Consider the following 24023-nt stretch of genomic DNA (forward strand, 5'->3'; position numbering starts at 1 on the left):
TGTGGTAACTGGTATATTATTTTACCCGTTTTCACTAAATCCGGGGTAGAGCGTCATACCACCATCAACAAATAAAGTAGTGCCGTTTACATAATCCGAGTCATCGCTGGCCAACCACAGCGCGGCAGCGGCAATGTCTTCCACTGTGCCCACCCTTTGGTAAGGAATTAATTCCAATAGTTTTGCTTCTGCCTGCGGAGTAGCCCATGCATCGTGGTTGATGGGTGTTTTAATAGCCCCGGGAGCTATGCTGTTAATACGGATCTTTTTAGGGGCAAATTCCTGGGCGATGCTTTTCATCATCATCATTATACCGCCTTTACTGGCAGCGTAATTGGCATGGCCCGACCAGGGAATTACTTCGTGCACACTACTCATGCAAATAATTTTGCCCGCTGCTTTAGACTTTTGGGGCACGATACCTCTCCTCAAAAACTCACGGATAGCTTCCCTGGCGCAAAGAAACTGACCGGTGAGGTTTACACTCAGCACAAAATTCCATTGCTCCAGCGTCATTTCATCAAAAGGGGCGTCACGCTGTAAGCCCGCGTTGTTCACCAAAATATCTACAGTTCCAAATTGTGTAATAACATCCGCGAACATTTGCTTAACTGCTTCTTCCCTGCTCACATCGCATTGAAAAGTAATGCCCGTTCCACCTTCCGCTTTAATTGCGGCAAGTGTTATTTCAGCGGCAGCTTCAGTAGCCGTTGCCGGGTGATTAACGATCACCGTTGCTCCCGCGGCTGCCAGGGCCTTCGCCACACCACTCCCGATTCCGGAACTGGCGCCGGTAACAATGGCAACCTGGTTTTGCAGTTTCTTTTCTGCCATGATGTTTATTTTAAATAAGTAGAAGTTAACTTTTCCCGGGGCAGGTTAATAAGTATGTAAATACCGTACGGGATGGTCCAATAAACAACCCGCGGCCAGCGCTACTCATTTTATTCATTTTGTCTGAACCGCTTTTGAACGGCAGGTAGTTGTTCCTGATTTAGGGAAGTGGTTTTCCGGAGTACTTGTACAAAGTTGTCCGCTTCTGCTTTGGCTTCGTTTAAAATTTCCGTTGCGGAACAAGGTTGTGCAAATGCGGAAGATAAAAACAGAAGGAGAAATATTACCAATGCGGTTAGTATCTTCATATATTATTTTATTACCAAAGCTACACAATTGTGCATACCCGGTGGTTTATGGCATGTTAAGCAAATGATGAGCGGGTCTAAGCGCTTAGAAAATGACGTGATGTGTCATTTATTATCAAAACAAAAACGGCACCTGTTTATAAGTGCCGTTTCCAATTAGTTTACCGGAAATGGATTTATATTATTCCATCAGCCTGTACAATTCATCTAAGTTGGGTGAAAGAATGATTTCCGTTCTGCGGTTCAGCGCCCTTCCTTCCGGTGTGGCATTACTGTCGCGCGGATCAAAATAACTGTGACCCGATGCCACCACTCTTGCAGGATCCACCTGGTAATCTTTTGTGAGGATGCGTACAATAGATACCGCCCTGGCTGTACTTAATGCCCAGTTGTCTTCAAATGTTCTGCGGATAGGAATACTGTCGGTATGCCCTTCTACCACAATCTGTATTTTAGGATCGGTATTAAGTACCTGCGCTATTTTGCCCAGTGCTTCCTGCCCGTCTTTACCTACTACCGCGCTGCCCGATTTGAAGAGCAGTTTTTCCTGGAGCGACACATATACTTTTCCATCCTTTACAAAAACATCAAGGTCTTCAGCTTTGTATTGCCCTAATGCCTTATTAATTGTGTTGCGCAGGTTTTCCACCACGCTGCGCTGCTGATCTATCAGTTTCTGCAATGCTTCCAGGCGCTTTTGCTGTTCTTCAATCGTAAGCGCTTTGGTACTCAGTTGCTCCTGGGTACTACTTAACTGCTGTTCGGTATTGCTCAGCAACTGGCGGGCTTTATCCAGCTCCTGCTCCTTTAAACTTTTGGCAGAAGTGATATCATTGAGCTGTTTTTTAAGGTCTTCATATTGCTGACCACTCTCCCGCAGGCTTTTGCGGAGGATAGCAAGGTTGTTTTCAAAACGCAGGCTGTCTTGCTTTAAAGCGCTGATGGCATTGGTTGCTTCCGTAAATTTTTTCTTGGATACGCAGGAGGCAAGGCCCGCAAAAAAGAATAATGTGGTACAAGCGAGCAGAAGATGCTTCATATTAAAATGGATTTTTTGTTTACAACTAACACGCAGGTATAGTTGCAGTTAATAGAATGATGATAGCTGTTCAAAAATAAAGAAATAATTTGTTGTGTGTGATTTTGAATTGCGGGCACTTCAGCATATATGAAAAGCCCCCAGAAAATTCAGGAGGCTTTTCACTGCAGGAGAAACGGTATAACCGGAAAATTTTACCAACTGCTAAAACGAACGCCCACTGCATAAGGGTGCTGGTCTACGCCATACTGGTGTAAAGGAGTAATAGCATAGGAACCATAGAGGCGAACAGGCCCCAGCCCCAGCTCAGCGATATAGGCAAGCTTCCATCTTTCGAGGTTAAAGTCGCCCGCAAATTTCTGTTTGCCAAAGTCATCGCTCTTTTGTTTATTTCTTGCGCCATACAAATAGCCGGCACTTATACCCGCGCTCACATTTATGCCGCCATTTTTGTGTCCCGGGTTAGGATTAATGTTAAGCATGAACGGAACGGTTACATAATCAAATGCCAGTTTATTTCTTTTAAAAGAAACGTCCTGCCTCTCCACGTAAGGATCAGACCCCTCTATGTAGCGAATGCCGGATTTGTAATAATATTTATACAATTCTATTCCGGCGCCGTACTTAAGATTTACCACCTGTTTGTACAGGCTCATGCGCTGCATAAAAAGCCACAGGTTAAAGTTGAAGGATCCCGTCTTTACTGTAAAATCACTTTTACCAGCCGGCTTTGCAAGGGTAGCGCCATGTACAAAAGACTGCGCTTCGGTTGAACCGTAATTGGTTTTATCTTCGTGATTAGCGAAACCCAGATCAACAATGAACCAATTGGTAGACACTTTGTTTTTCCAGCGGCTTCTGTGTACAGGGCGGTTTTTCTGATACCCTTCTTCCGTTTTATTCTCCTTGCCGTTTTTAATAATAATAATGGAACCTACCCTTAAGGTGTCAGACGCGGGTTTTTCCTGCAGCGTTGTGTCTGTTTGCGCCATTCCTGTAAGGCATAGCAATATGCCGCCCATCATCAGCAGATGTACTTTTTTCATTGTTCCTGGTTTAAAATTAATGCGTTATTATTTCCTGGTAATCTCAAAACTGGCAACCCGTACAATAGTTTGTTTTTCGTCTATATCGGGGTTCGTAACGTGGTCAACAAGGCGGGATGCCCTTCTTAATAATCCACGAAACTTTCCTTTTGATTTCTTTTCAGTATTGTCTGTATCCCAATAAGCAATACCCTCCTCGCGCTTTGTTATTGCCTCGTGCCGCATCATCCCATTGCTTTCCCCGCTAAAGGCGGCCTGGTCAAGGATAAGGGGTTTTACTTCTTCCGAAACCGGCGCGCCGTTATATGATACCCTGTTTGTTTGAAGAACGGGAGGAACATGTGCAGCCAGGTTCGTCATTCCGGTAGAAGCGGACTCCTGGTCAACAGCTACGGCTACTTTCATTTCCTCATTTTTAACTATGCTGTTTGCCTGTATGTTACGATCAGTGGTTAAGCCGCGGGCGGGCAATTGTAGTGTTTTGCCTGCCGCGATTGGGTTTTCAGCGGTTGTTCCGGTTTTGTTTATAATGGCTGATTGTTCAGCGGTTGTTTCTTTTACCGTTACTGAAGGCGCCTTTGTTGCTTTACTTTGCCGGGCTTGCGGTTCTGCCGGTTGCGGGGCTTTAACTGCCAGTGGCAGTTCTGTTGCCTGGTGTGGAATGATGCTGCCTGCATTCATCCATAACCAGCTACCTATGGCTATAATGGAAGCGGCAGCCACCATACGCCGCCACTGGAAAGCAATTACACGCACCGCCGTTTTTTCTGTTTTGTATAATGCGGTTTTGCCGGCAAATACAATGCTATGGTCGGCTTGTAATATGGCACGCTGCAGGAGCAGGAGTTCCGCCTGTTTCAGCGGATGCTTTTCTATAAAATTTTCCACTTCTTTTCGTTCCGCTGCGTTCAGCTCCCCATCTGCATACAACACAAAATATTCTTCATAATTACCTGTATGAATGAAGGCAGGCGTTCCGGATATTTTATATAAGCTTTCCTTATGTAAAAAAGGAGTGGCTTCATGGGCAGGGAGCCGGGTTTGTAGCAGGGCATTCAGCTCTTCCTTCAGGTCGGCATGGAGATCAGCAAAAGCTTCCACCGCTTTTTGTTCCGCTGCATCCAGTTCATTATCTGTATACAGCAAAAAGAACATTTCATAATTATTCCTGTTAATTTCCATGTTTTATTTTTTTGCCTGCCCCTTTTCGTTTACCCCTTATTATATCACATTTTCCATTTTAACTAAGTATTCCTTTAGTTGCACTCTTGCGCGGTGCAGGTACACTTTTACCTGGCTTTCGTTCAGTCCTGTTATCTGCCCTATCTCTTCGTACGAATAGCCTTCATAGTCTTTCAGCATCACTAACGAACGCTGGGTTTCATTTAGTCTTTCCAGCGCCTGCTCCAGTATTTTCCTTACGCTGTGCCTGGGCTGCGTAATGCCTGCGTCTTCCCTGAACTCCTCCTTCAAACTTATCCGCTTCCCTTTGCGGATATGGTCAATCATTTGATTATAGGCTACGGTAAACAGGTATGATTTACTTTTTTTGTACTGCACCTCTTCCCTGTTGCGCCACATTTTTTCAAAAGCGGTTTGTACCACATCCCGGGCATCTTCTTCATGCCTGAGATTTTTGAGAATAAATCTATACACATTATCTGCATAGCAGTTAACACATTCGTTATACTCTTTTTCGGTCATACAGTCAGTTAAATTCCCTTAAAATTACCTCCCTAATGTGTGATTTAAAATGTTATACGGTTAAGCGGCGTAAAAGTTACATTAAAGTAAAAATTTAATGATATAGGTTTGCAGGCATCATTGAATTCCTTAACTTAACTGGTATGAACAATCAGCATGACCTTATCCTGGTAAATGACAAAGATGAGCAGGTGGGTACCATGGAAAAAATGGAGGCGCACCGCAAGGCCCTTTTACACAGGGCTTTTAGCGTATTTATTTTTAATACTAAAGGCGAAATGCTCTTGCAGCAAAGGGCACCGGGCAAATACCACAGTCCGGGCTTATGGACCAACACCTGCTGCAGCCATCCCCGGCCCGGGGAAACCACTATAGCCGCCGCGCAAAGGCGGTTAAAGGAGGAACTTGGCTTTGTGGTTCCGCTGCGCAAAGCATTTGATTTTATTTATACCGCAAGCTTTGATAACGGACTCACTGAAAATGAATTTGACCATGTGTTCACTGGTGTGTATGAGGGGGCTGTTTTGCCGGAACCTGCGGAGGTAAAAGCTTTTTGTTATAAGTCGCCGGATATTATCCGCGAAGAATTGAAACATACGCCTGAGCGGTATACCGCCTGGTTTGCTATCGCTTTCCCGATGATGGAAAAGCAGGGCCTGAGCGGCCAGGTTTCAGGTGTATAAGGCCGATTTTTGATATAAACACATAACCCCAAAATGCCAGCTACACCAGCATTTTCTTCATTACTTCCGTTAGTTCGCCTTTGGTAATAGGTACCCCCATAATTTTATTATAGCCTTTGGCATCTACCAGGTATTTATCGCGGATGATTTTGATAAGTTGCCCGTTGTTGATCTCCGGAATAAGTACCTGTTCAAAGTTTTGAATGATATCTCCAAGGTTTTTGGGGAAAGGTCTTACATAACGGATATGCGCGTGGGAAACGGTATGTCCCTCTGATTGCAATTCGGCAACAGCGCTTTTTATAACCCCATAAGTAGATCCCCAGCCCAGTACAAGCAGCTTCCCTTTTTCCGGGCCGCTGTCTAATTGCTGTCCGGGAATATCATCGGCTATCTTTTCCACCTTTTCTTCCCTGATCTTTACCATTAATTGGTGGTTCTCCGGATCATAGCTCACATTTCCCGTAATATTTTGCTTTTCAATACCGCCAATGCGGTGCTCCAGCGCAGGTGTGCCGGGTACCACCCAGGGACGAACCAGCTTTTCATCCCGCAGGTAGGGATGAAATTTTTCTTCCCCATGCCCCAGTTCCTTTTTAAAATGAACCGGCACTTCCGGTAAATCGGCACTTTGAGGAAAACGCCAGGGTTCGGCACCGTTGGCAATATACCCATCGCTTAAAAAAATAATGGGGGTCATGTGCTGTGCCGAAATACGGCAGGCTTCATATACCGCGTCAAAACAATCGTGCGGCGAAGAAGCGGCAACCACCGGCATCGGGCATTCCCCGTTTCTTCCATAATAGGCCTGCAATAAGTCGCTTTGCTCTGTTTTGGTGGGTAAGCCGGTAGAAGGTCCTCCCCGCTGAACATCTATAATAACCAGCGGTATCTCCAGCATAACAGCCAAGCCCATTGCTTCTGTTTTTAAAGCCATGCCGGGGCCGGAAGTTGTAGTAACACCCAGGCTACCCCCGTATGCGGCCCCAATGGCGGCCGAAATACCGGCAATTTCATCTTCTGCCTGGAAGGTACGGATGCCAAAAGTTTTATGCCGGCTTAGCTCATGTAAAATATCCGATGCCGGTGTAATGGGGTAAGAACCCAGGAATAGAGGCAGCCCGCTTTTCTGTGAAAAGGCGATCAACCCGTAAGCCAGCGCCTGGTTACCCATAATAGAACGATAGGCGCCACTTTTCATGCGTGCTTTGGCTACAGTATAAGTTGTGCCAAAAGCTTCTGTAGTATCGCCATAATTATATCCGGCTTTAAGCACTCTTACATTGCTTTCAAATATTTCGGGTTTTTTACCAAACTTTTCTTCTATGAACTGAATGGTATTATCCATGCTGCGGTTGTACATCCAGTATAAAAAGCCCAGCACGAACATGTTTTTCGCCCGGTCTTTTTCTTTGGTACCCATACTAATATCCTTCAGCGCCTCGCGGGTCATTTTGGTAACATCCATTTTAATTACCTCGTAACTGTCAAGGCTGCCGTCTTCCAGCGGATTAATCCCATCGGGATAATTAGCCAGCCTGAGATTTTTAACATCAAATCCATCGGTATTGGCAATGATCCTCCCCCCTTTTTTCAGGGCTTTCAGGTTTACTTTCAGTGCCGCGGCATTCATCGCCACCAGCACATCGCATTCATCGCCGGGTGTATACACCATATCGCTGGAAAACCGCAGCTGGTAGCCGCTCACGCCGGGTAAGGTACCCTGGGGGGCCCGTATTTCGGCTGGAAAATCGGGGAAAGTGGCCAAATCTATACCCAAAAGGGCAGTATTATTAGTGAACTGACTGCCGGTAAGCTGCATTCCATCACCGCTGTCTCCTGCAAACTTGATCACTACTTCCTGTAATACTTCTGTCTTCGTAGCCATTATGCTCTGTTTAAATGAAACTTTGCAAAGTTAGTTCAACCTGCCTTTGCACAGGCAAAAATTTAAGTCATGGGTTTGTCTGAACAGGGGCTTACGGATAAAATTTTGCGGCCTCCTTTAAAATTTCTTAATTCGTTGCTTTAATCTAATACTATAGTGCTTTCTGTAATTATCGTTAACTACAATGTAAAATACTTTCTTGAGCAATGCCTTTGCTCCGTTTATAAGGCGGGGCAACGGGTTGACATGGAAGTAATAGTGGTTGATAATTTTTCTGCAGATGGCAGCCGCGCATATCTTGAGCCGGCTTTTCCGGGAGTTACCTTTTACTGGAACAAAGAGAATCTGGGTTTTGCCAAAGCCTGCAACCTTGGACTAAAACACGCTAAAGGGGAATATATTCTTTTTTTAAATCCCGATACCATTGTGGGTGAGGATTGTTTTGAAAGATGCATTGACTTTTTAAGATCACATAATCAATCCGGCGCGCTGGGTGTGCGGATGATTGATGAATCGGGCAGGTTCTTAAAAGAAAGTAAAAGGGCATTTCCTTCCCCGGCAACGTCTTTTTTTAAACTGAGTGGATTGTCCGGATTATTTCCCCGTTCGGCGGTCTTTGCAAAATATTATCTTGGTAACCTAAGCGAAAACGAAACGCATGAAGCGGATGTGATTGCCGGCGCATTTATGATGATAAAGAAAACCGTGCTGGATATTACCGGCGGTTTTGATGAAGCATTTTTCATGTATGGCGAAGATATTGACCTGAGTTACCGCATTCAAAAACAAGGGTATAAAAACTATTATTACCCAAAAGTAACCATACTGCATTTTAAAGGAAAAAGCACGCCTCAGAAAAACATGCGTTATGTGCGTATGTTTTACCGGGCCATGGGTGTTTTTGCTAATAAACATTACGGAAAGCGCAGGGCGGGCGTATATAATTTTTGTATACAAACAGCCATATGGTTAAGGGCAGCCATAGCCCATTTGCTGTATTGGATAAGCAATAAGGTAAATGCTGCTAAAAAGCAATTCAATAGCATACAAAACAGGGAAAGCTCCGCGCAGGTACTTGTTATAGGCAAAGCGGAAGGGTATAACGATGTTTTAGCATTGATTAACCCAGCCAATAGCAGGAAAACCGTACGGATTAGCCCTTTGCCGGGGGAACAAAATACTGCAAAAAACCTCACCAATATAGAGGATATCTTAAAAAGGCACTATATCACCAATATTGTTGTTTGTGAAGGAGAACTATCTTTTCAGGAAATTATAAGGTTAACTGAGCGGCTGGGCAGCAGGGGAATAAGAATAGGAATACATGCCGCGGGGAGCAAAGGCATTACCGGAGGGTTGCATACCGGGGATGATTTGTGACAGGCGGTTCACAAAAGCTACGGGAATTTAGGCGTATACAAACTTGTGTCATACATTTGCCCGTTAATAAAACATCATTAACCCATCTATATTCAATGGGGCTTATTGAAATACCGATTCCTAAAACAATTGCAAGAACATTAAAATTGCATGCGGGCCCGCAACAACGGCAACAGAGCCGTGTTTTAAAAAAACTACTAAAAAAAGCCAGGTACACTGAATTTGGGCAGGCCTATCATTTCGATGAAATACTATTGCACAAACATCCCGAAAAAATTTTTCAGCGGCTTGTTCCTGTTTTTGATTACGATAGTATATATGCACAGTGGTGGCATCGTACATTAGACGGCATTCCGGATGTATGCTGGCCGGGAAAAATTGAATATTTCGCCCTTAGTTCAGGTACTTCAGGATCAGCCAGTAAATACATACCCATTACCAACGATCTGATGCGGGGCAACCGTATTGTAATGATCAAACAAATGCTTACCCTGCGTAATTATGAAAATATTCCTGTTAAATCTATCAGCAAAGGATGGCTGATGCTGGGAGGTAGCACTGATCTGCAAAAAGGCCCCGGCTACTATTCCGGCGACCTGAGCGGCATTACCGCCAAAAAAGTACCTTTCTGGTTCAGCCCTTTTTATAAGCCGGGAAAAAAAATTGCCCGCACAAAAGACTGGAATACCAAGTTAGATGAGATTGTAGAACAGGCACCGCACTGGGATATAGGCTTTGTAGTAGGCGTACCTGCCTGGATACAAATGTGCATGGAAATGATCATAGAAAGATATGGTTTGAAGAACATACACGAAATATGGCCTAACCTTGCTTTTTATGTGCACGGCGGCGTAGCCTTCAATCCCTATAAAAAAGGGTTTGAAAAATTATTGGGCAAGCCCCTTACTTATATTGAAACGTATCTTGCATCTGAAGGCTTCATTGCTTACCAGGACACACAGAACGGGAAAGGCATGAAGCTGAGTACCAATGAGCATATTTTTCTTGAATTTGTGCCTTTTAATAACCAGAATTTTGACCCGGAAGGAAATATTATTGCCAATGCACAAGCCCTGTTGCTGGATGAAGCAGAGGAAGGAACCGATTATGCTATTTTACTGAGTACTTCTGCCGGGGCGTGGCGGTATCTTATTGGAGACACGGTACGGTTTACAGATAAAAAAAGATCCGAGATCATAATTACGGGAAGAACAAAGCATTTCCTGAGCCTGGTAGGAGAGCACCTGAGTGTTGATAATATGAATAAAGCCATTCAGATGGCGGGTCAGCAACTGAACATCTCCATTCCCGAATTTACAGTAGCGGGTATTCCTCATACTTCTTTTTTTGCGCATCACTGGTATGTGGCGTGTGATGACGCGGTAGATGCAGAGAAATTGCGTGCAGCAATAGACAATAACCTGAAGGAGCTGAATGACGATTATGCCGTAGAAAGAAAAAGTGCATTGAAAGAAGTTATGCTTACCGTGTTGTCGGAAAAAAACTTTATGGAGTTTATGGAAAGCAAGGGCAAGCTGGGGGGGCAGCATAAGTTTCCCAGGGTTATGAAAGGAAAAATGCTGGAAGAGTGGCAGCAGTTCATTGCTTCGGTAACCTTATAAAAGCAATTACCGGTTTGAGGTAACGGTTTTTTACATGAGCAGTTAATCATGGTTTCTTACATTTATATCTCCAAATTGATGAATTTAAACGGTAAACCATGATGGAGGCCCTTTTGAAAGGATTGGCGCTGGGGTTAATTTTAGCCTTGTCTGTAGGACCGGTTATTTTTACTATAATCAAGCAAAGTATCTATAATGGTCACGAAGGCGGTTTTAGTTTTGTTGCGGGTGTATGGATAAGCGATATTATCCTGGTGGTATTATGCAACGCCTTTACTGAATTAGTGAAAGAATTACTGGAATATAAAAAGCTCATCGGCTACACCGGCAGTTCTTTTTTGCTGGCGATGGGGGTGTATTATCTTTTTTTCAAAAAAACCAGGATAAGGGTAAACGGCAACGGGCCGGAAGTTAAATTAGGCAGGAGCGACCATACCCAGATCTTTCTTTCCGGCTTCCTGATCAATACCCTCAACCCCAGTGTTATTATTTTTTGGCTGGTAAATGCTACAGCATTCGCGGTGAGCCACACACTACAGCAACGTATTGTAATTTTTACTACCTGTATTCTTTTTAATATAGTGGCAGACGCTGCAAAAGTACTGCTGGCCGGCAGTTTGCGAAAAAAATTAACCGCGCATAACATTTCAGTGATCACTAAAATTTCGGGAGGTATTTTAATTGCTTTTGCCTTTGCGTTAATATATGGGATAGTTTTTTGGAGCGATAAAGTACAGTAAGGTTTAGCGGGAAGGGTTTGAAAATACTTTTCACATCATTTTTACTGTCGCCCAATAATCATAAATGGCACGTACACCCGGGAAAAAGCAGAACGATATCCTGTTATTTTTAATTTTGTTCTGAATTTGTACTAACAGATCAGGCGCAACCTGGCAGGGTTAATACGGAAAAGTACAGGCTGGTTTTTAAAGATGAAATGATAGCCCTGTATAAAAAAATAATGCCAAATAAGATACAATTGTTTTAAATAACAGCAGATCCCTTTACTTCCTTATTGTTTTTATGGCCTGGTATTTTGTGGTAATTGCGCTATTTCAATTTCCAGGTCTTCCATTAATTGTATTACTTTAAGATTTACTTCCTGTTTTAACGCATTAAATTCATCCATGGGGATGGGCGCCGTATAATAATCGGTTTGTACAAGATACCCCTGTTGCACGATGTCGTTTAAAAAAATGTTCCTGTTCTCTATTTTCGGGTGCCGTAAAATTTCACTCATCCCGTCCAGCAACTGCTGAATTTGCACCGCCGTTGTAGCGGTTTCGAGTTCCAGCTTTAAATCGGCGCGGCGTTGCGTACGCAGGCTCAGGTTGTCTACAATACTATCTACCATTTGTTTGTTGGGTACACTCACGTATGTTTTCTCGGTTGTTCGTAACCGTGTACTCCTGAAACCAATTTTTTCCACCGTACCCGTTATATTTTGTACTTTAAGCGTATCACCTATAACAAAGGGCTTATCAAAAAAAATAATAAAGGAAGCGATAAGATTTTCCAGGCTTTCCCTGGCAGACAGCGCCAGTGCCACACCTACTATACCCAAACCGGTAAGCAGATCCATGATCTGGTAATGGAAAGCAAACTTGATGACGGTTAATAGCCCCGCTATACTTACCATAGCTTTCAGAAAATCTTTAAAAAAAACAATCAACTGGTGTTCTCCCTGCATTGCTTCATTACCATTATTTTTTACAATTACAAACGCCAGGTAGTCAATCATTCTTAGCAGCAACCAAAAAAAAGAAACAATAAGAAGCGCGGTTGCTATCCGGTCTGTAATTGTCTTCGTATCGGTTTTGTAAAAATTATATTTTAATACCTCCGGAAAATGCAGCGAGGAAAGAGCGATAACAGCAGTAAGCACAATAATAAAATATTCCAGGGGAGCCAGTATCAGCTTTATAAAGGCCTGCCGGTCTACCTGGCGGCCAATTTGCCGCAGCAAATAAATAATAGCGGCAGCTATAGGCCTGCTAAAGTATTTTTTTAACAGGTACATCCCCAAAATAATAAGACCTACCGTCAGGTAGTCTCCTATAGTGTTGTCCAAAATTATCCTGTTCAAAAAATCGTTCATATTCCCGGTCTTTATTGATAAGGATACAGTTCGATCCCTGTTGCGTTAAGGATATATACCCCCTGTTGCGTAATGTATATTTTTTCTGCCTGTTGTATCATCACGGGAAGCGGCGCTTCCCTTAACTCCAGCGTTCCTGTTGTATACCGCACAAATGCCTGCTGCCTGCGGCCTGCAATGGTTTTGCCAATCACCTGCAAATCGCTGATACCTGTTAACGCTATCGTATTTTTAAGCGTACCGTAATAATCAAATACATACAATCCGTTCGCCGCATCATACACATATACAAATCCATCCCTGTCTATTATCTTTACGGGAGAAGGCGCTACATTTAATACCTGCCGCAGGTCGGCCGTTTCACTAAGCAGCCTGCCGCTTTCATCAACCTTTTTAAGCTTTGCAGATTGCTCATCAAATATCCAAACGTTATTATCATAGGAAAGGCCTACTGCCTTTGCCTGAAAAATACCCAACTTTCTCAGGTCTATTATATTTACCCTGTTCAGGTAACGGTCCAGCATCACTATCGTTGAAAAATCTTTATAATACAACAGCACTTTCATAGGGTTGGTTACATCCATCGCATACACCGTTCCATAACGGCGCACCTCGTTAAACGCATTTAATGAATCGCCTTTATTATTAAATTTTATTAAAAGTCCTGCCGGAGTAAGTACATACACATTTCCCAGGTTATCGGCAGCAAACTGCGTGGCCTTGCCGGTATAAATAGTAACAGAAGACGAAAGGGCAGGAGCGTTGCCGTTTTGAACTACCGTATCTGTTTGCGCATATAGCTGTAACGCGGCACTGCATAATAATATATTAAAGAGGAAGCGCATCAGGATTCAAAATATTTCAATTCAAGGTGCTCTCCGTTAAACACTGCATAGCTGTTATAACGTATCCAGTCACCCAAATTAATATACCGGCTGCTGTCATTCAAAGAAAAATCAATAGGAAGATGCCGGTGGCCAAAAATAAAAAAGTTGTACGGCTTATGTTGCAGCACTTCTTTGCAATAGCTAATCAGCCATTCCTTATCTTCCCCCAAAAACTGCGCATCATCTTCACCCGTTGCCGCACGGCTGCTTTTGCTCGACCAGTGCGCAATGCCCATGCCTATATACGGAGGCAGGAGTCCAAACAACCACTGGCACGCTTTATTCCGGAATATTTTCTTTAAGAATTTGTATCCCCTGTCGCCGGGACCAAGCCCATCGCCATGTCCGATCAAAAATTTTTTGCCGTTGAATTCAAAATCTTTGGGTTCATAATATACAGGAATGCTGAGTTCATTTTCAAAATACCCGCTCATCCACATATCATGATTGCCTACAAAAAAATATATGGGTATGCCACTGTCTGTTAGCTCTGCCAATTTACCCATGATGCGAACGAATCCTTTAGGCACTACTTTTTTATATTCATACCAGAAATCGAACAGGTCGCCAACGATAAAAATGGCGGCTGCATCTTCTTTTATTCCGGAAAGAAAGCGAACAATACGCTTTTCCCGTTTCAGGCTTGAAGCATGATCGGGAACGCCAAGGTGAAAATCGGAAAGAAAGTATATGTTTTTCCCTGTAGGAACCTGCATTTGTGCAAGATAAATTGAAATGCTTCAATTTTCTGTCAAAAACACAAATACTTCTTTTGGTCCGTGCACACCAACAACCAGGGTTTTTTCAATATCAGCCGTCCGGCTCGGACCTGTTGCAAAAGTAATGAGGGAGGGTATTTTGCCTGCATATTTCTGCTTTAGCAGTTGCAGTCCGTCTTTAACATCATACACCAGTTGATTAACATAGGCTACACAAATATGCACCGGCGCGTACACGCTGGTTGTTCTGCCGCTTTGCTGCGCTGTGCTCATCACTATGCTTCCTGTTCTTGCTATTAATATTTCGCAGCCCGTAACAGCCACATCGGCGCCGGCTACAGGCTCCTTCGAAAAATATATAGGAGCCAGCTTTTCCCGCAGCAGGGTTTCTTTGCAAAATACTTCTTTCCATTGCCTTTGCTGTATAAGAAGCGACAACTGCTGCCGCATTTCGGTTTCTCCGGAGCAATATAAAAACCGGCCCTGCAGGGTACTAAAAGCTTCGGCAAAAAGTATTTCAAGCTCATCCGTTGGGGGTAAAAACACGGAATTATTTCCCTCGCTTTGAGGAAAAGGTAAAGGCACTGGTGTACTCAGTGCCTTTCGTATTTTTTTTAGCATATTTTCCTTTGCAGAAGACACCTTCATTGCATCAGGGTTTAGGTATGATTTCAGCAGGAGGAACACCAGCGCTGATGCCCCCGCTTTCAGCACCATTGGAAGAAGTATGTTCATCATGATGATGATGGTCATGCACCACATCGGCAGGCTTTTTCTCTTCAAAAGGCCGTTTACCGATCAACTGTTCCAAATCGCTTTGAAAGAGTACCTCGCGGGTAAGCAGTTCTTTTGCAATTATTTCCACCTGATGTTTCTTTTCCTGCAACAGGCTCTTGGTTCTGCTGTACTCCCCATCAATCAGCTTTCTTACTTCTTCATCAATTATTTTACCGGTTTCTTCGCTGAAGGGCTTGGTGAAATAGTTTTCCTGCTGCGGATCGTAGTAGCTGATATTGCCCAGCTTGTCGTTCATACCGTACACCGTAATCATGGAGTAAGCGATTTTGGTTACCTGCTGCAGATCGTTGCTGGCACCGGTAGAAATTTTTCCAAAGAAAATCTCTTCACTTGCCCTGCCGCCCAGCGTCATAGCAATCTGGTCTTTCAACTGGTCTGTATTATAGAGGTACTGCTCTTTAGGCGTATACTGCGCATACCCGAGCGCGGCAGTGCCACGGGGAACGATGGTAACTTTTAATAAAGGATAGGCATGTTCAAGAAACCAACCGCAAATAGCATGTCCGGCTTCATGGTAAGCAATGATCTCTTTTTCATCGGGTGAGATGATCTTATTCTTCTTTTCCAGCCCGCCAATGACACGGTCTATCGCATCCTGGAAATCATTCATTTCCACTTCGGTCTTTCCCTTGCGGGCAGCTATCAAAGCGGCTTCATTACACACGTTGGCTATATCTGCACCGGCAAAGCCAGGCGTTTGTTCGGCCAGTTTAAACACATCCAGCTTGGCCGATTTTTTAATAGGTTTTAAATGCACATGAAAAATTTCTTCCCTGCCTTTTACATCCGGCTTGTCAATGGTGATCTGCCTGTCGAAACGTCCCGGGCGCAATAAAGCGCTATCCAGCACATCCGGCCTGTTGGTGGCGGCAAGTATAATAATACCACTGTCTGTGCCAAAGCCATCCATTTCTACCAGCAACTGGTTAAGGGTATTTTCTCTTTCGTCATTGCTCATCATCATATTTTTACCTCTTGCCCTGCCAATCGCGTCTATCTCATCAATGAATATGATACAGGGCGCTTTTTCCCTGGCCTGCTTAAACAAGTCCCTCACCCTGCTTGCGCCTACGCCTACAAACATCTCCACAAAATCGGAACCGCTCAAACTAAAGAAAGGTACCTGCGCTTCCCCCGCCATGGCTTTTGCCAGCAGGGTTTTACCAGTACCCGGAGATCCAACGAGCAACGCGCCTTTTGGAATTTTACCACCGAGCGCTGTATATTTTTTGGGGTTCTTTAAAAAATCCACGATCTCCATTACTTCCTGCTTGGCTTCTTCTAACCCGGCCACATCGGCAAAAGTGATATTCACCTTTGTGCCTTTTTCAAATAAAGTAGCTTTTGATTTGCCTATGCTGAAAATACCGCCGGGTCCGCCGCCACCGCCGGGTCCGCCTACCTTGCGCATCATTAAAATAAACAGCAGGGCAAACATGAGCAGGGGAAAGATATAGCTGAGCAAAGAACCAAACCATTCGGGGTCACTTACTATTTTAACAGGAACTTCTTTTACCTGCTGATGCTCTTTATAAAATTCAGTAAGCGTTGTACCTGTGTAGGTTTTGGCATCCGGAACTTCAAACTGGAAATGCGGCCCCTCTGTTTTTGAAATAATTGACCACCTGTCTCCCAGTAATTCTTTGTAAATGGGTTTATTTAAACTGTCTTTGTTTATAAAAACCCTTACCATATCCTTATTGCGAACCAGCTCCAGCTTCTGAATATCATTTTTAACGAGCATTTCGTTTCGGAACTGAAGGTCCGAAATGACAGTTGCCGTTGGCGTAGCGCCTTTATATAGCTGATAGCCTACCAGCAAAAGCGCAACCACACCATATACCCAGTAAATGCTGAACTTTGGACCGCGCCGCTGAGATTTGTCATCTCCATCCGATCGCTTTTTGAATCCTGGAATTTTATCCTGATTATTATCCTGTGCCATAAACTTCTTCGCTTAATAATTTAAATTAAAATAAAAAACCGGACCCTCCAGTTATTAATAAAATGACCGTTTAGCGTTTTGTTCTGCAGATTACGCTTCGTGTTCTATATGATCGCCATCATTCCACATTTCTTCCAGCTTATAAAATTTTCGTGTTTCCGGCTGGAAAATATGCACTACAATATTTACATAGTCAATTAACACCCATTGCAGGGCCTGGTAGCCCTCGTGGCGATACGGCAGTTCCCCTGTGTGCATTTTAACTTCATGTTCTATTGCATCAGCAATAGCCCTTACCTGCACACTGCTGGAAGCTTCACAAACTATAAAAAAATCTGCAACGGCTTCCTGTATTTTACGCAGATCCACCGAAACAATATTTTCTCCTTTTTTTTGACGGATGGCGCTGATGATGGTTTTAAATAGCTTACTGTTCCTCGTCAACCTGGCTGCACGTTTGGGCCGTGCAGTTAACACCTGTAATGCTGCCAATAGAAATCAATTTTAGATTTACCCTTTTTCGGGGGCTGATTTGGTTATAATTTAAAAAAGCAATGCAATGCAACTGCTTATTTGTTTTACGATTATATAACTTGCTCAAAAATAGTAATTAATTCGGTATTCTCTTATGCAATCCTTTGGCCGGTCTTTTACCGTATTACCCTGTATTGACAGTACCAACAACTATGCCATGCAAATGGTTCATGCCCGTTTGGCAAAGCATGGCGATGCCTGGTTTGCAATGGACCAAACAAAGGGTAAAGGACAAAGGGGTAAAACCTGGTGGAGCAGGCCGGGAGAAAATATAATAATAAGTATCATTATAGAGCCTTCCTTTTTACTTCCTGTACAATCTTTCCTGCTGAATGCGGCTATTGCATTGGGCACGTATGACTTTTTTAAAAAATATGCCGGTAATGAAATCCGCATCAAATGGCCGAATGATATTTACTGGCGTGACAGAAAGGCAGGTGGTATATTAATAGAAAACAGCATACGGTCTAATAAATGGTTATATGCGGTTGCCGGTCTTGGCCTCAATATTAACCAGCGCCATTTTGAGGAAAACTTATACCGGCCAACATCACTACGGCAAATAACAGGTAAAAGCTTTGAGGTAATTAACCTTGCTAAAGAACTGTGCTGTTTTCTGGAAGAAAGGTATGAGGTATTAAAAGCAGGAAATGAAACGCTGATTTTACACGATTACCGGCTGGCAATGTATAAGCTGAATGAGCGGGTAAAATTTAACAGCAACGGAGTTTTGCTGGAAGCCCTGGTAAAAGGTGTAACTCCAAACGGGCTGCTGATTGTTGAAACAGCTAATAAAAAAGAAGAAAACTGGCAGTGGGGAACTGCAGAATGGATACTATAATCAGCACAAAAAATAAAACAGCATTTGGCATGTTAATTTCAGAAGCTTCTTCGCGATTTATAATTCATGACTAATTTTATTTCCATTTTTCCATTAAGCATTGTAGTATTTCCGTGGGAAGAAGTAAACCTGCACATTTTTGAGCCGCGCTATAAGCAGCTTATTAATAGAATGCTTCAGCGATGTAAAGCCTTTTGGCATACCACTACCTATCATCAACAACCGGGTTGGCGCATTAGGAACACTTGTAAAGGTACAGGAACTGGTGAAAGTGTATGATAATGGCGAAATGGATGTACGCATAAAAGAAGTAGCTGTTTTTCGGATATTTGATATAGCGCACCACGCAGGTTTATCTGTTGAAGAAGAGCATGAACTACTTGGTCTGACACAGGAAATACACCGCCAGGAATATTTGAATCGGCATCTCAATACCATCATTTCCGTATTAAAAGAAACGGAAACCTTAAAAGAAAAAATAAAGCTAAACGGTCGTTTTAAGAATGACCGGTTCGATGGATTAATAAGTTTATGGTTGCATTTTGCTTCGAATTTGGGATTTCCGTCTTCGAATTTTGCCTGTCACTGGGGCAGCACAAACCATCTGTATTTGTTTGGTTCTTGTTATTTGGATTCTTATACTGCTGATGGCTGACAGCCTCATACCTTATCAGCTATTCATGCTGGCCAAAAACTCCTGGTTGTCTTTTGTTCCCCTCATGCGTTTGAGTAATTCGTTCATAGCCTCTTCGGCATTCATATCGGCCAGGTAATTGCGCAGCAAATGCATTCTTTTCAGCACATCCTTATCTAACAGCAGGTCTTCGCGGCGGGTAGAAGAAGCTACAAGGTCAATAGCAGGGAATATGCGCCTGTTGGCCAGGCGCCTGTCTAACTGCAGCTCCATATTACCGGTTCCTTTAAATTCTTCAAAGATCACTTCATCCATTTTTGAACCGGTATCTATTAAAGCCGTAGCCAGTATGGTTAACGATCCGCCATTCTCTATTTTTCTTGCCGCGCCAAAAAACTGTTTGGGTTTTTGCATGGCGTTGGCTTCCACACCGCCCGACAATACTTTACCTGATGCAGGAGCAACGGTATTATGTGCACGGGCCAAACGGGTAATAGAATCAAGCAGTATAACCACATCATGCCCGCATTCTACCAAACGCTTCGCTTTTTGCAGGGCGATGGTAGACACTTTTACGTGTTTTTCAGCAGGCTCGTCAAAGGTAGAAGCAATAACCTCCGCTCTCACGCTTCTTTCCATATCGGTTACTTCTTCGGGGCGTTCATCTACCAGCACAATCATCATATAACACTCAGGATGATTTTCGGCAATAGCATTGGCTATATCTTTCAGCAAAACGGTTTTACCTGTTTTAGGCTGCGCCACAATTAATCCACGCTGTCCTTTACCGATAGGCGTAAATAAATCAATCATTCTTGTACTCAATGCCGATGGCTGCGTGAAAAGGTTCATCTTTTCAAAAGGGAACAAAGGCGTAAGGTAATCGAAAGGCACCCTGTCTCTTACATCTTCGGGTGATTTGGCATTGATCGTTTCCACTTTAAGTAACGCGAAATATTTTTCGCCTTCCTTTGGAGGACGAACAGCGCCCGATACGGTATCGCCGGTTTTTAAACCGAATAATTTTATCTGCGATGGAGAAACATATACGTCATCGGGGGAGGAAAGATAATTGTAATCACTGCTTCTTAAAAAGCCATATCCATCAGGCATCATTTCCAAAACGCCTTCACTCATGATCACACCATCGAACTCAATATTAAAGTTTTGTTCGCGGCGGTTAGGATATTGCCTGCGTTCGGTTTGCGATTCTTCGGCCGGTGCTGTTCCCTGTTCCTGCTGTGCCGATTCTTCCTCTACCAACTCTTCCTGTTCTTCGGCTTGATCCGTTTCATCGGCAGGCGGAATAACAGCAGCAGCAGCTTCCTGTTGTTCTCTCTTTTTTGCAGCCTGTTCCGGAGTTTCGTCCTGGAAAAGTTTGGGTTTCTTTACTATTTTCTTTTCTGCCTTTTTTTCGGGATCAACGGCAACCATTTTCTTTTTCCTGCCGGAAGCGGTTGTTTTTTCAGGTTCAGATTCCACGAGGGCTTCTTCTGTACTGTTAGCAGTAGTTGTTTTTACAACGCGTTTGCGTTTGCCTTTTTCATCGGTTCCTTTGGTTGCGGCGCTATTTTCTATGGCCTGTTTATCTAATATCTTGTAGATGAGTTCCTGTTTATCAAGTTTTTTAGCGTTAGTAATGCTCAATTGCTCGGCAATATCAAGCAGCTCAGGAACGAGCATATCATTCAGTTGCAGAATGTCGTACATAAATATACTTAACGGTTTAACCTCTTATCAAAAACACCTGATAATTTGAAAGAGAAATGTTGAAATGAATTTTTGGTTGAATGAAATTGGTGCGGAATGGCTAAAACTGATAGAATCCCGGAGCTTGGTAAGAACTGATCAGTTTGATTCCGTGGCAATAATACATCAAATTTCCGGAATCTAAAAAATTTTTTACTCCCTTATCTTTGTGCGCTTTCCTTTTTGCAACGCATATTTGTGAAGCCTGTTTAAAAAGAATCATATGTTCAACAAGAGAATTAAAATAAAGCAATTACTGGCCCAGGAGCCCGATAACCAGGAAGTTACGGTAATGGGATGGGTACGCAGTTTCAGAAATAACCAGTTCATTGCACTCAACGATGGATCTACCAACAGTAACCTGCAGGTAGTAGCCGAACTGGGGAAGTTTAACGATACCTTGCTGAAACGGCTCACTATTTCGGCATCGTTAAAAATTACCGGCGCCGTTATTCCCTCCCTGGGCAAAGGACAAAAGCTGGAACTAAAAGCCGCCACCATAGAGATCCTTGGCGACAGCGATGCGGAAAAATATCCCCTGCAACCTAAAAAGCACAGCATGGAATTTTTAAGGGAAATAGCCCATCTGCGCTTTCGCACCAACACGTTTGGCGCGGTATTCAGGGTGCGGCACAGTTTGGCCTATGCCGTTCATAAATTTTTTAATGACAAGGGATTCGTGTACCTGCATACGCCCATTATTACCGCCAGCGATGCGGAAGGCGCGGGAGAAATGTTCAGGGTAACTACTTTACCGGCTCATAACCCGCCGCTTACCGAAAATGGCGCTATTGATTATAAAGAAGATTTTTTTGGCCGGGCTACCAACCTTACCGTAAGCGGACAACTGGAAGGCGAACTGGGTGCCACTGCCCTGGGTGAGATATATACTTTTGGGCCTACTTTCAGGGCCGAAAATTCCAATACCCCACGCCACCTGGCAGAGTTTTGGATGATTGAACCCGAAATGGCTTTTTGCGACCTGGAAGACAATATGAACCTGGCTGAAGAATTTATTAAATACATCATCCGCTATGCCATGGAGCATAACCGGGAAGACCTTGAATTTTTAGCACAACGCCTGGCAGACGAAGAGAAACAATTACCACTGGATAAGCGCAGCGAACTGGGGCTATTAGAGAAATTAGATTTTGTACTCAATAATAATTTTGAACGAATTACATACACGCAGGCCGTTGATATTTTATTGCAATCGCCCGCATATAAGAAAAAGAAATTTCAGTACGAAGTGAAATGGGGTATTGATATGCAAAGTGAGCACGAAAGGTACCTGGTAGAAAAACATTTTAAAAAACCAGTTATCGTTACAGACTACCCATTGGAGATAAAAGCATTTTATATGCGCCGGAACGATGATGGCAAAACCGTTGCCGCCATGGATATTTTAGCGCCCGGCATTGGCGAAATTGTGGGTGGCTCCCAGCGTGAAGAACGTTTAAACTTGCTGCTGCAACGCATGGAAGCAATGCATGTACCCGCGGAAGAGCTATGGTGGTACTTAGATACCCGCCGCTTTGGTACTGTTCCGCATGCAGGCTTTGGGCTGGGTTTTGAGCGTATGGTGCAATTCGTTACCGGCATGAGCAATATCCGCGATGCCATTGCTTTTCCGAGAACGCCGGGGAGTGCAGAGTTTTAAAGCAGCTCCTGACACGGGATTTAGCGCTTTTTACTGACCGTTCTTCATACAGCTTCACCGCAACGGGGTTACCCAAACAACTCCACAGGATTTACTTTCAAAAAATCCTGCCAGGGCATACCGGAATTGTCAACCAGTAACACTTTATACGGATTGAACTGTTTTTGGAAGGCCGTCATCCCCGAACGGCTTTGTTAGAAAAGAATCCGGCCGGAATACAGGCACCCCCTTTCAAAAAACCGTTTCATCAGTGCCGGTTTATCCACCCTGGTAAGCATGCGTATGTCTTTGGATATACTTGTTTCAATTAAAGATTGCTGAACATACGCTTTCCACCTGCCTTCATCTTTTATAAGTTCCTGTAAATGAGGGCGTACAAACATTTTTAACAAATTACTCAGTATGGCGAGTAAGTCAAAATAGGTTTATTCTTTGTGTTACTTCCAGTGTTAATAAGGCATTGAGTACTGTACCATAAATCACAAACTTCAAATTGCTCCTTACTCCTCCTCATGCACCGATAAAATGGGGATATGCGAATGAAAGGCCAGCTCTTTTGTGTGGCTCTTTTGAAACAGCAGATCTAATAAACGATGCTTGCGCGGTATTACTATAAGCAGGTCAAGATTATTGCTTTCCGCAAACACGCTGATCCCTTTTGCTACATCAGGATTATCAATATGAAAATATTTTGGCCGAAGCTCCTGCAACAGGGTATACGATAATACCGACTGCTCCGCCGTATCTTTTATATTGCTTTTTTTATCGTCAACATTTAAAACGCTTAGCGTAGCGCTAAATGTTTTTACCCATTCTTTTATAGCAGCCGCAGGAATGGCGCCCACTTCTTTTTTAAAATCACAGGCAAAGCCAATCCTTTGTATGGCAGTAAAAGCGGCGCCGGGCGGAACAACAAGTACCGGTGTGGTAAGATGCCGTATGACTGATAAAGTAGAACTACCCACCAATAACCTTTCTACAAAACCGGCGCCCTTTGTTCCCATAACCACGGCAAAGGGACTGGTGCCGGCGCAAAGTGTTTTAAGCTCGTCTACCAGGTCGCCCAATTTTACTTCGGCAGTTATTGTAAGTTTATCCCCAACAACACGCTGCACCTGTTCCTTTAGCTCATCAATCCTTTCCTTATTAATCCTTTCCAGCTCGCCAATGTCCATCAGTGGCAGCGGAATATCACTGTTGTTATACGATACCGGCATTTGAAATACATGCAGCAGCATAACCGAAGCATCTATTGCCTGCGCAAGTTCCACAGCATAATTCATGGCATTAATAGCTACCGGGGAAAAATCAGTAGGAACAATAATTGTTTTCATCAGCTTGTTTTTACTTAACAAAAATACAGCGCTTTTAGTTGTTCATAAGCGCAATTGGCAATGCTTTTCTGTTCTCAATACACCTGTGCAATGCAACTTTAAAGAATTGATGCTAATTTCATGCAAAATTCCGCTTTGGCACCCAAATTACACTAAAAAGTGCGCTATGCATATTGCCACACCTGCCCGATTTTGCCGGAACCAGTTTGCTCCGGAAAAACCTGCTCGTGCCGCAAATGGATAACGCCTGTGAAGAAGCAGGCTTTACCGGGGTAAAGCGCCATTTCATTTCAAAGGAGTGATCGTTACATTTTAATGCT

The 24023-nt window shown here is 43.5% G+C and carries 24 protein-coding genes; 9 read left to right on the forward strand and 15 right to left on the reverse strand.

What is annotated here, in order from left to right:
• Positions 1–21 precede the first annotated feature (21 nt).
• The gene (locus VL121_RS10805) at positions 22–834 is read right to left on the reverse strand and encodes a glucose 1-dehydrogenase (RefSeq protein ID WP_325405079.1); all 813 of its coding nucleotides are present in this window, start codon (positions 832–834) and stop codon (positions 22–24) included.
• A 210-nt stretch (positions 835–1044) separates the two neighbouring features.
• Between VL121_RS10805 and VL121_RS10810 the strand changes: the two genes are divergently transcribed.
• Positions 1045–1302, forward strand: coding sequence for a hypothetical protein (locus tag VL121_RS10810; protein WP_325405081.1), 258 nt, complete (start codon positions 1045–1047; stop codon positions 1300–1302).
• Between the two features lie 21 nt (positions 1303–1323).
• Here VL121_RS10810 and VL121_RS10815 read toward each other — a convergent pair whose 3' ends face one another.
• From VL121_RS10815 to VL121_RS10830, 4 genes are all read right to left on the reverse strand, one after another.
• On the reverse strand, positions 1324–2181 hold the full coding sequence (locus VL121_RS10815; protein ID WP_325405083.1) for an OmpA family protein: 858 nt from the start codon (positions 2179–2181) through the stop codon (positions 1324–1326).
• A 194-nt stretch (positions 2182–2375) separates the two neighbouring features.
• Positions 2376–3227 (reverse strand): outer membrane beta-barrel protein, encoded by an 852-nt coding sequence (locus VL121_RS10820; protein WP_325405085.1) that lies wholly within the window; start codon positions 3225–3227, stop codon positions 2376–2378.
• Positions 3228–3254: 27 nt separating this feature from the next.
• Positions 3255–4409: an anti-sigma factor family protein gene (locus VL121_RS10825; protein WP_325405087.1), complete on the reverse strand. Its 1155-nt coding sequence runs from the start codon at positions 4407–4409 to the stop codon at positions 3255–3257.
• Positions 4410–4448: 39 nt separating this feature from the next.
• Complete coding sequence (locus tag VL121_RS10830) at positions 4449–4931, reverse strand: RNA polymerase sigma factor (RefSeq protein ID WP_325405089.1); 483 nt, start codon at positions 4929–4931, stop codon at positions 4449–4451.
• Positions 4932–5074: 143 nt separating this feature from the next.
• On the opposite strand from VL121_RS10830, the gene idi reads away from it, so the two are divergent.
• Positions 5075–5614 carry an isopentenyl-diphosphate Delta-isomerase gene (gene idi, locus VL121_RS10835; RefSeq protein WP_325405091.1) on the forward strand — a complete coding sequence of 180 codons (540 nt, stop codon included), beginning with the start codon at positions 5075–5077 and terminating at the stop codon, positions 5612–5614.
• A gap of 40 nt (positions 5615–5654) precedes the next feature.
• Here idi and VL121_RS10840 read toward each other — a convergent pair whose 3' ends face one another.
• Entirely contained in the window at positions 5655–7502 is a 1848-nt protein-coding gene (locus VL121_RS10840) for a 2-oxoacid:acceptor oxidoreductase subunit alpha (protein WP_325405093.1), read from the reverse strand.
• 156 nt (positions 7503–7658) lie between these two features.
• On the opposite strand from VL121_RS10840, the gene VL121_RS10845 reads away from it, so the two are divergent.
• The 3 genes from VL121_RS10845 (at position 7659) to VL121_RS10855 (ending at position 11244) form a co-directional block, all read left to right on the forward strand.
• The gene (locus VL121_RS10845; RefSeq protein ID WP_325405095.1) at positions 7659–8882 is read left to right on the forward strand and encodes a glycosyltransferase family 2 protein; all 1224 of its coding nucleotides are present in this window, start codon (positions 7659–7661) and stop codon (positions 8880–8882) included.
• Positions 8883–8977: 95 nt separating this feature from the next.
• Positions 8978–10504, forward strand: coding sequence for a GH3 family acyl-acid amido synthetase (locus VL121_RS10850; RefSeq protein WP_325405097.1), 1527 nt, complete (start codon positions 8978–8980; stop codon positions 10502–10504).
• Between the two features lie 98 nt (positions 10505–10602).
• Positions 10603–11244, forward strand: coding sequence for a LysE family translocator (locus VL121_RS10855; RefSeq protein WP_325405099.1), 642 nt, complete (start codon positions 10603–10605; stop codon positions 11242–11244).
• Between the two features lie 281 nt (positions 11245–11525).
• On the opposite strand, the gene VL121_RS10860 is transcribed toward VL121_RS10855, so the two are convergent.
• From VL121_RS10860 to rsfS, 6 genes are all read right to left on the reverse strand, one after another.
• Complete coding sequence (locus VL121_RS10860) at positions 11526–12602, reverse strand: mechanosensitive ion channel family protein (RefSeq protein ID WP_325405101.1); 1077 nt, start codon at positions 12600–12602, stop codon at positions 11526–11528.
• Between the two features lie 11 nt (positions 12603–12613).
• A complete protein-coding gene (locus VL121_RS10865) occupies positions 12614–13447 on the reverse strand; it encodes a hypothetical protein (RefSeq protein WP_325405103.1) in 834 nt (277 codons plus the stop codon).
• On the reverse strand, positions 13447–14205 hold the full coding sequence (locus tag VL121_RS10870) for a UDP-2,3-diacylglucosamine diphosphatase (RefSeq protein WP_325405105.1): 759 nt from the start codon (positions 14203–14205) through the stop codon (positions 13447–13449). The genes VL121_RS10865 and VL121_RS10870 overlap by 1 nt, the downstream gene beginning before the upstream one ends.
• Positions 14206–14229: 24 nt before the next feature.
• Positions 14230–14856, reverse strand: a complete 627-nt coding sequence (locus VL121_RS10875) for a LutC/YkgG family protein (RefSeq protein ID WP_325405107.1) — start codon at positions 14854–14856, stop codon at positions 14230–14232.
• 4 nt (positions 14857–14860) lie between these two features.
• Positions 14861–16951, reverse strand: coding sequence for an ATP-dependent zinc metalloprotease FtsH (gene ftsH / locus VL121_RS10880; RefSeq protein WP_325405109.1), 2091 nt, complete (start codon positions 16949–16951; stop codon positions 14861–14863).
• Positions 16952–17041: 90 nt separating this feature from the next.
• Positions 17042–17443, reverse strand: coding sequence for a ribosome silencing factor (rsfS, locus tag VL121_RS10885; protein ID WP_325405111.1), 402 nt, complete (start codon positions 17441–17443; stop codon positions 17042–17044).
• 136 nt (positions 17444–17579) lie between these two features.
• On the opposite strand from rsfS, the gene VL121_RS10890 reads away from it, so the two are divergent.
• Both VL121_RS10890 and VL121_RS10895 read left to right on the forward strand, forming a co-directional pair.
• Entirely contained in the window at positions 17580–18326 is a 747-nt protein-coding gene (locus tag VL121_RS10890) for a biotin--[acetyl-CoA-carboxylase] ligase (RefSeq protein WP_325405113.1), read from the forward strand.
• Positions 18327–18465: 139 nt separating this feature from the next.
• The gene (locus tag VL121_RS10895) at positions 18466–18981 is read left to right on the forward strand and encodes a hypothetical protein (RefSeq protein ID WP_325405115.1); all 516 of its coding nucleotides are present in this window, start codon (positions 18466–18468) and stop codon (positions 18979–18981) included.
• 15 nt (positions 18982–18996) lie between these two features.
• On the opposite strand, the gene rho is transcribed toward VL121_RS10895, so the two are convergent.
• Positions 18997–20670 (reverse strand): transcription termination factor Rho, encoded by a 1674-nt coding sequence (gene rho / locus VL121_RS10900; protein WP_325405117.1) that lies wholly within the window; start codon positions 20668–20670, stop codon positions 18997–18999.
• Positions 20671–20932: 262 nt separating this feature from the next.
• Here rho and asnS point away from each other — a divergent pair, with 262 nt between their 5' ends.
• Positions 20933–22369 (forward strand): asparagine--tRNA ligase, encoded by a 1437-nt coding sequence (asnS, locus tag VL121_RS10905; protein WP_325405119.1) that lies wholly within the window; start codon positions 20933–20935, stop codon positions 22367–22369.
• 194 nt (positions 22370–22563) lie between these two features.
• On the opposite strand, the gene VL121_RS10910 is transcribed toward asnS, so the two are convergent.
• Positions 22564–22752: a hypothetical protein gene (locus tag VL121_RS10910; RefSeq protein ID WP_325405121.1), complete on the reverse strand. Its 189-nt coding sequence runs from the start codon at positions 22750–22752 to the stop codon at positions 22564–22566.
• 117 nt (positions 22753–22869) lie between these two features.
• A complete protein-coding gene (locus VL121_RS10915) occupies positions 22870–23703 on the reverse strand; it encodes a universal stress protein (RefSeq protein ID WP_325405123.1) in 834 nt (277 codons plus the stop codon).
• Between the two features lie 173 nt (positions 23704–23876).
• Here VL121_RS10915 and VL121_RS10920 point away from each other — a divergent pair, with 173 nt between their 5' ends.
• On the forward strand, positions 23877–24005 hold the full coding sequence (locus VL121_RS10920; RefSeq protein ID WP_325405125.1) for a hypothetical protein: 129 nt from the start codon (positions 23877–23879) through the stop codon (positions 24003–24005).
• Positions 24006–24023: the final 18 nt, after the last annotated feature.

The sequence above is a fragment of the Agriterribacter sp. genome, assembly GCF_035497235.1.
GTDB lineage: Bacteria > Bacteroidota > Bacteroidia > Chitinophagales > Chitinophagaceae > Agriterribacter.

Bases quoted from the DNA above. Each gene is read 5' to 3' on its own strand.
- VL121_RS10815 (WP_325405083.1), bottom strand. From the start codon at position 2,181: ATGAAGCATCTTCTGCTCGCTTGTACCACATTATTCTTTTTTGCGGGC.
- VL121_RS10910 (WP_325405121.1), bottom strand. From the start codon at position 22,752: ATGTTTGTACGCCCTCATTTACAGGAACTTATAAAAGATGAAGGCAGG.
- idi (WP_325405091.1), top strand. From the start codon at position 5,075: ATGAACAATCAGCATGACCTTATCCTGGTAAATGACAAAGATGAGCAG.
- VL121_RS10840 (WP_325405093.1), bottom strand. From the start codon at position 7,502: ATGGCTACGAAGACAGAAGTATTACAGGAAGTAGTGATCAAGTTTGCA.
- VL121_RS10915 (WP_325405123.1), bottom strand. From the start codon at position 23,703: ATGAAAACAATTATTGTTCCTACTGATTTTTCCCCGGTAGCTATTAAT.
- VL121_RS10875 (WP_325405107.1), bottom strand. From the start codon at position 14,856: ATGAAGGTGTCTTCTGCAAAGGAAAATATGCTAAAAAAAATACGAAAG.
- VL121_RS10890 (WP_325405113.1), top strand. From the start codon at position 17,580: ATGCAATCCTTTGGCCGGTCTTTTACCGTATTACCCTGTATTGACAGT.
- VL121_RS10860 (WP_325405101.1), bottom strand. From the start codon at position 12,602: ATGAACGATTTTTTGAACAGGATAATTTTGGACAACACTATAGGAGAC.
- VL121_RS10805 (WP_325405079.1), bottom strand. From the start codon at position 834: ATGGCAGAAAAGAAACTGCAAAACCAGGTTGCCATTGTTACCGGCGCC.
- VL121_RS10870 (WP_325405105.1), bottom strand. From the start codon at position 14,205: ATGCAGGTTCCTACAGGGAAAAACATATACTTTCTTTCCGATTTTCAC.
- VL121_RS10865 (WP_325405103.1), bottom strand. From the start codon at position 13,447: ATGCGCTTCCTCTTTAATATATTATTATGCAGTGCCGCGTTACAGCTA.
- ftsH (WP_325405109.1), bottom strand. From the start codon at position 16,951: ATGGCACAGGATAATAATCAGGATAAAATTCCAGGATTCAAAAAGCGA.
- VL121_RS10850 (WP_325405097.1), top strand. From the start codon at position 8,978: ATGGGGCTTATTGAAATACCGATTCCTAAAACAATTGCAAGAACATTA.
- VL121_RS10825 (WP_325405087.1), bottom strand. From the start codon at position 4,409: ATGGAAATTAACAGGAATAATTATGAAATGTTCTTTTTGCTGTATACA.
- VL121_RS10830 (WP_325405089.1), bottom strand. From the start codon at position 4,931: ATGACCGAAAAAGAGTATAACGAATGTGTTAACTGCTATGCAGATAAT.
- rho (WP_325405117.1), bottom strand. From the start codon at position 20,670: ATGTACGACATTCTGCAACTGAATGATATGCTCGTTCCTGAGCTGCTT.
- VL121_RS10855 (WP_325405099.1), top strand. From the start codon at position 10,603: ATGATGGAGGCCCTTTTGAAAGGATTGGCGCTGGGGTTAATTTTAGCC.
- asnS (WP_325405119.1), top strand. From the start codon at position 20,933: ATGTTCAACAAGAGAATTAAAATAAAGCAATTACTGGCCCAGGAGCCC.
- VL121_RS10820 (WP_325405085.1), bottom strand. From the start codon at position 3,227: ATGAAAAAAGTACATCTGCTGATGATGGGCGGCATATTGCTATGCCTT.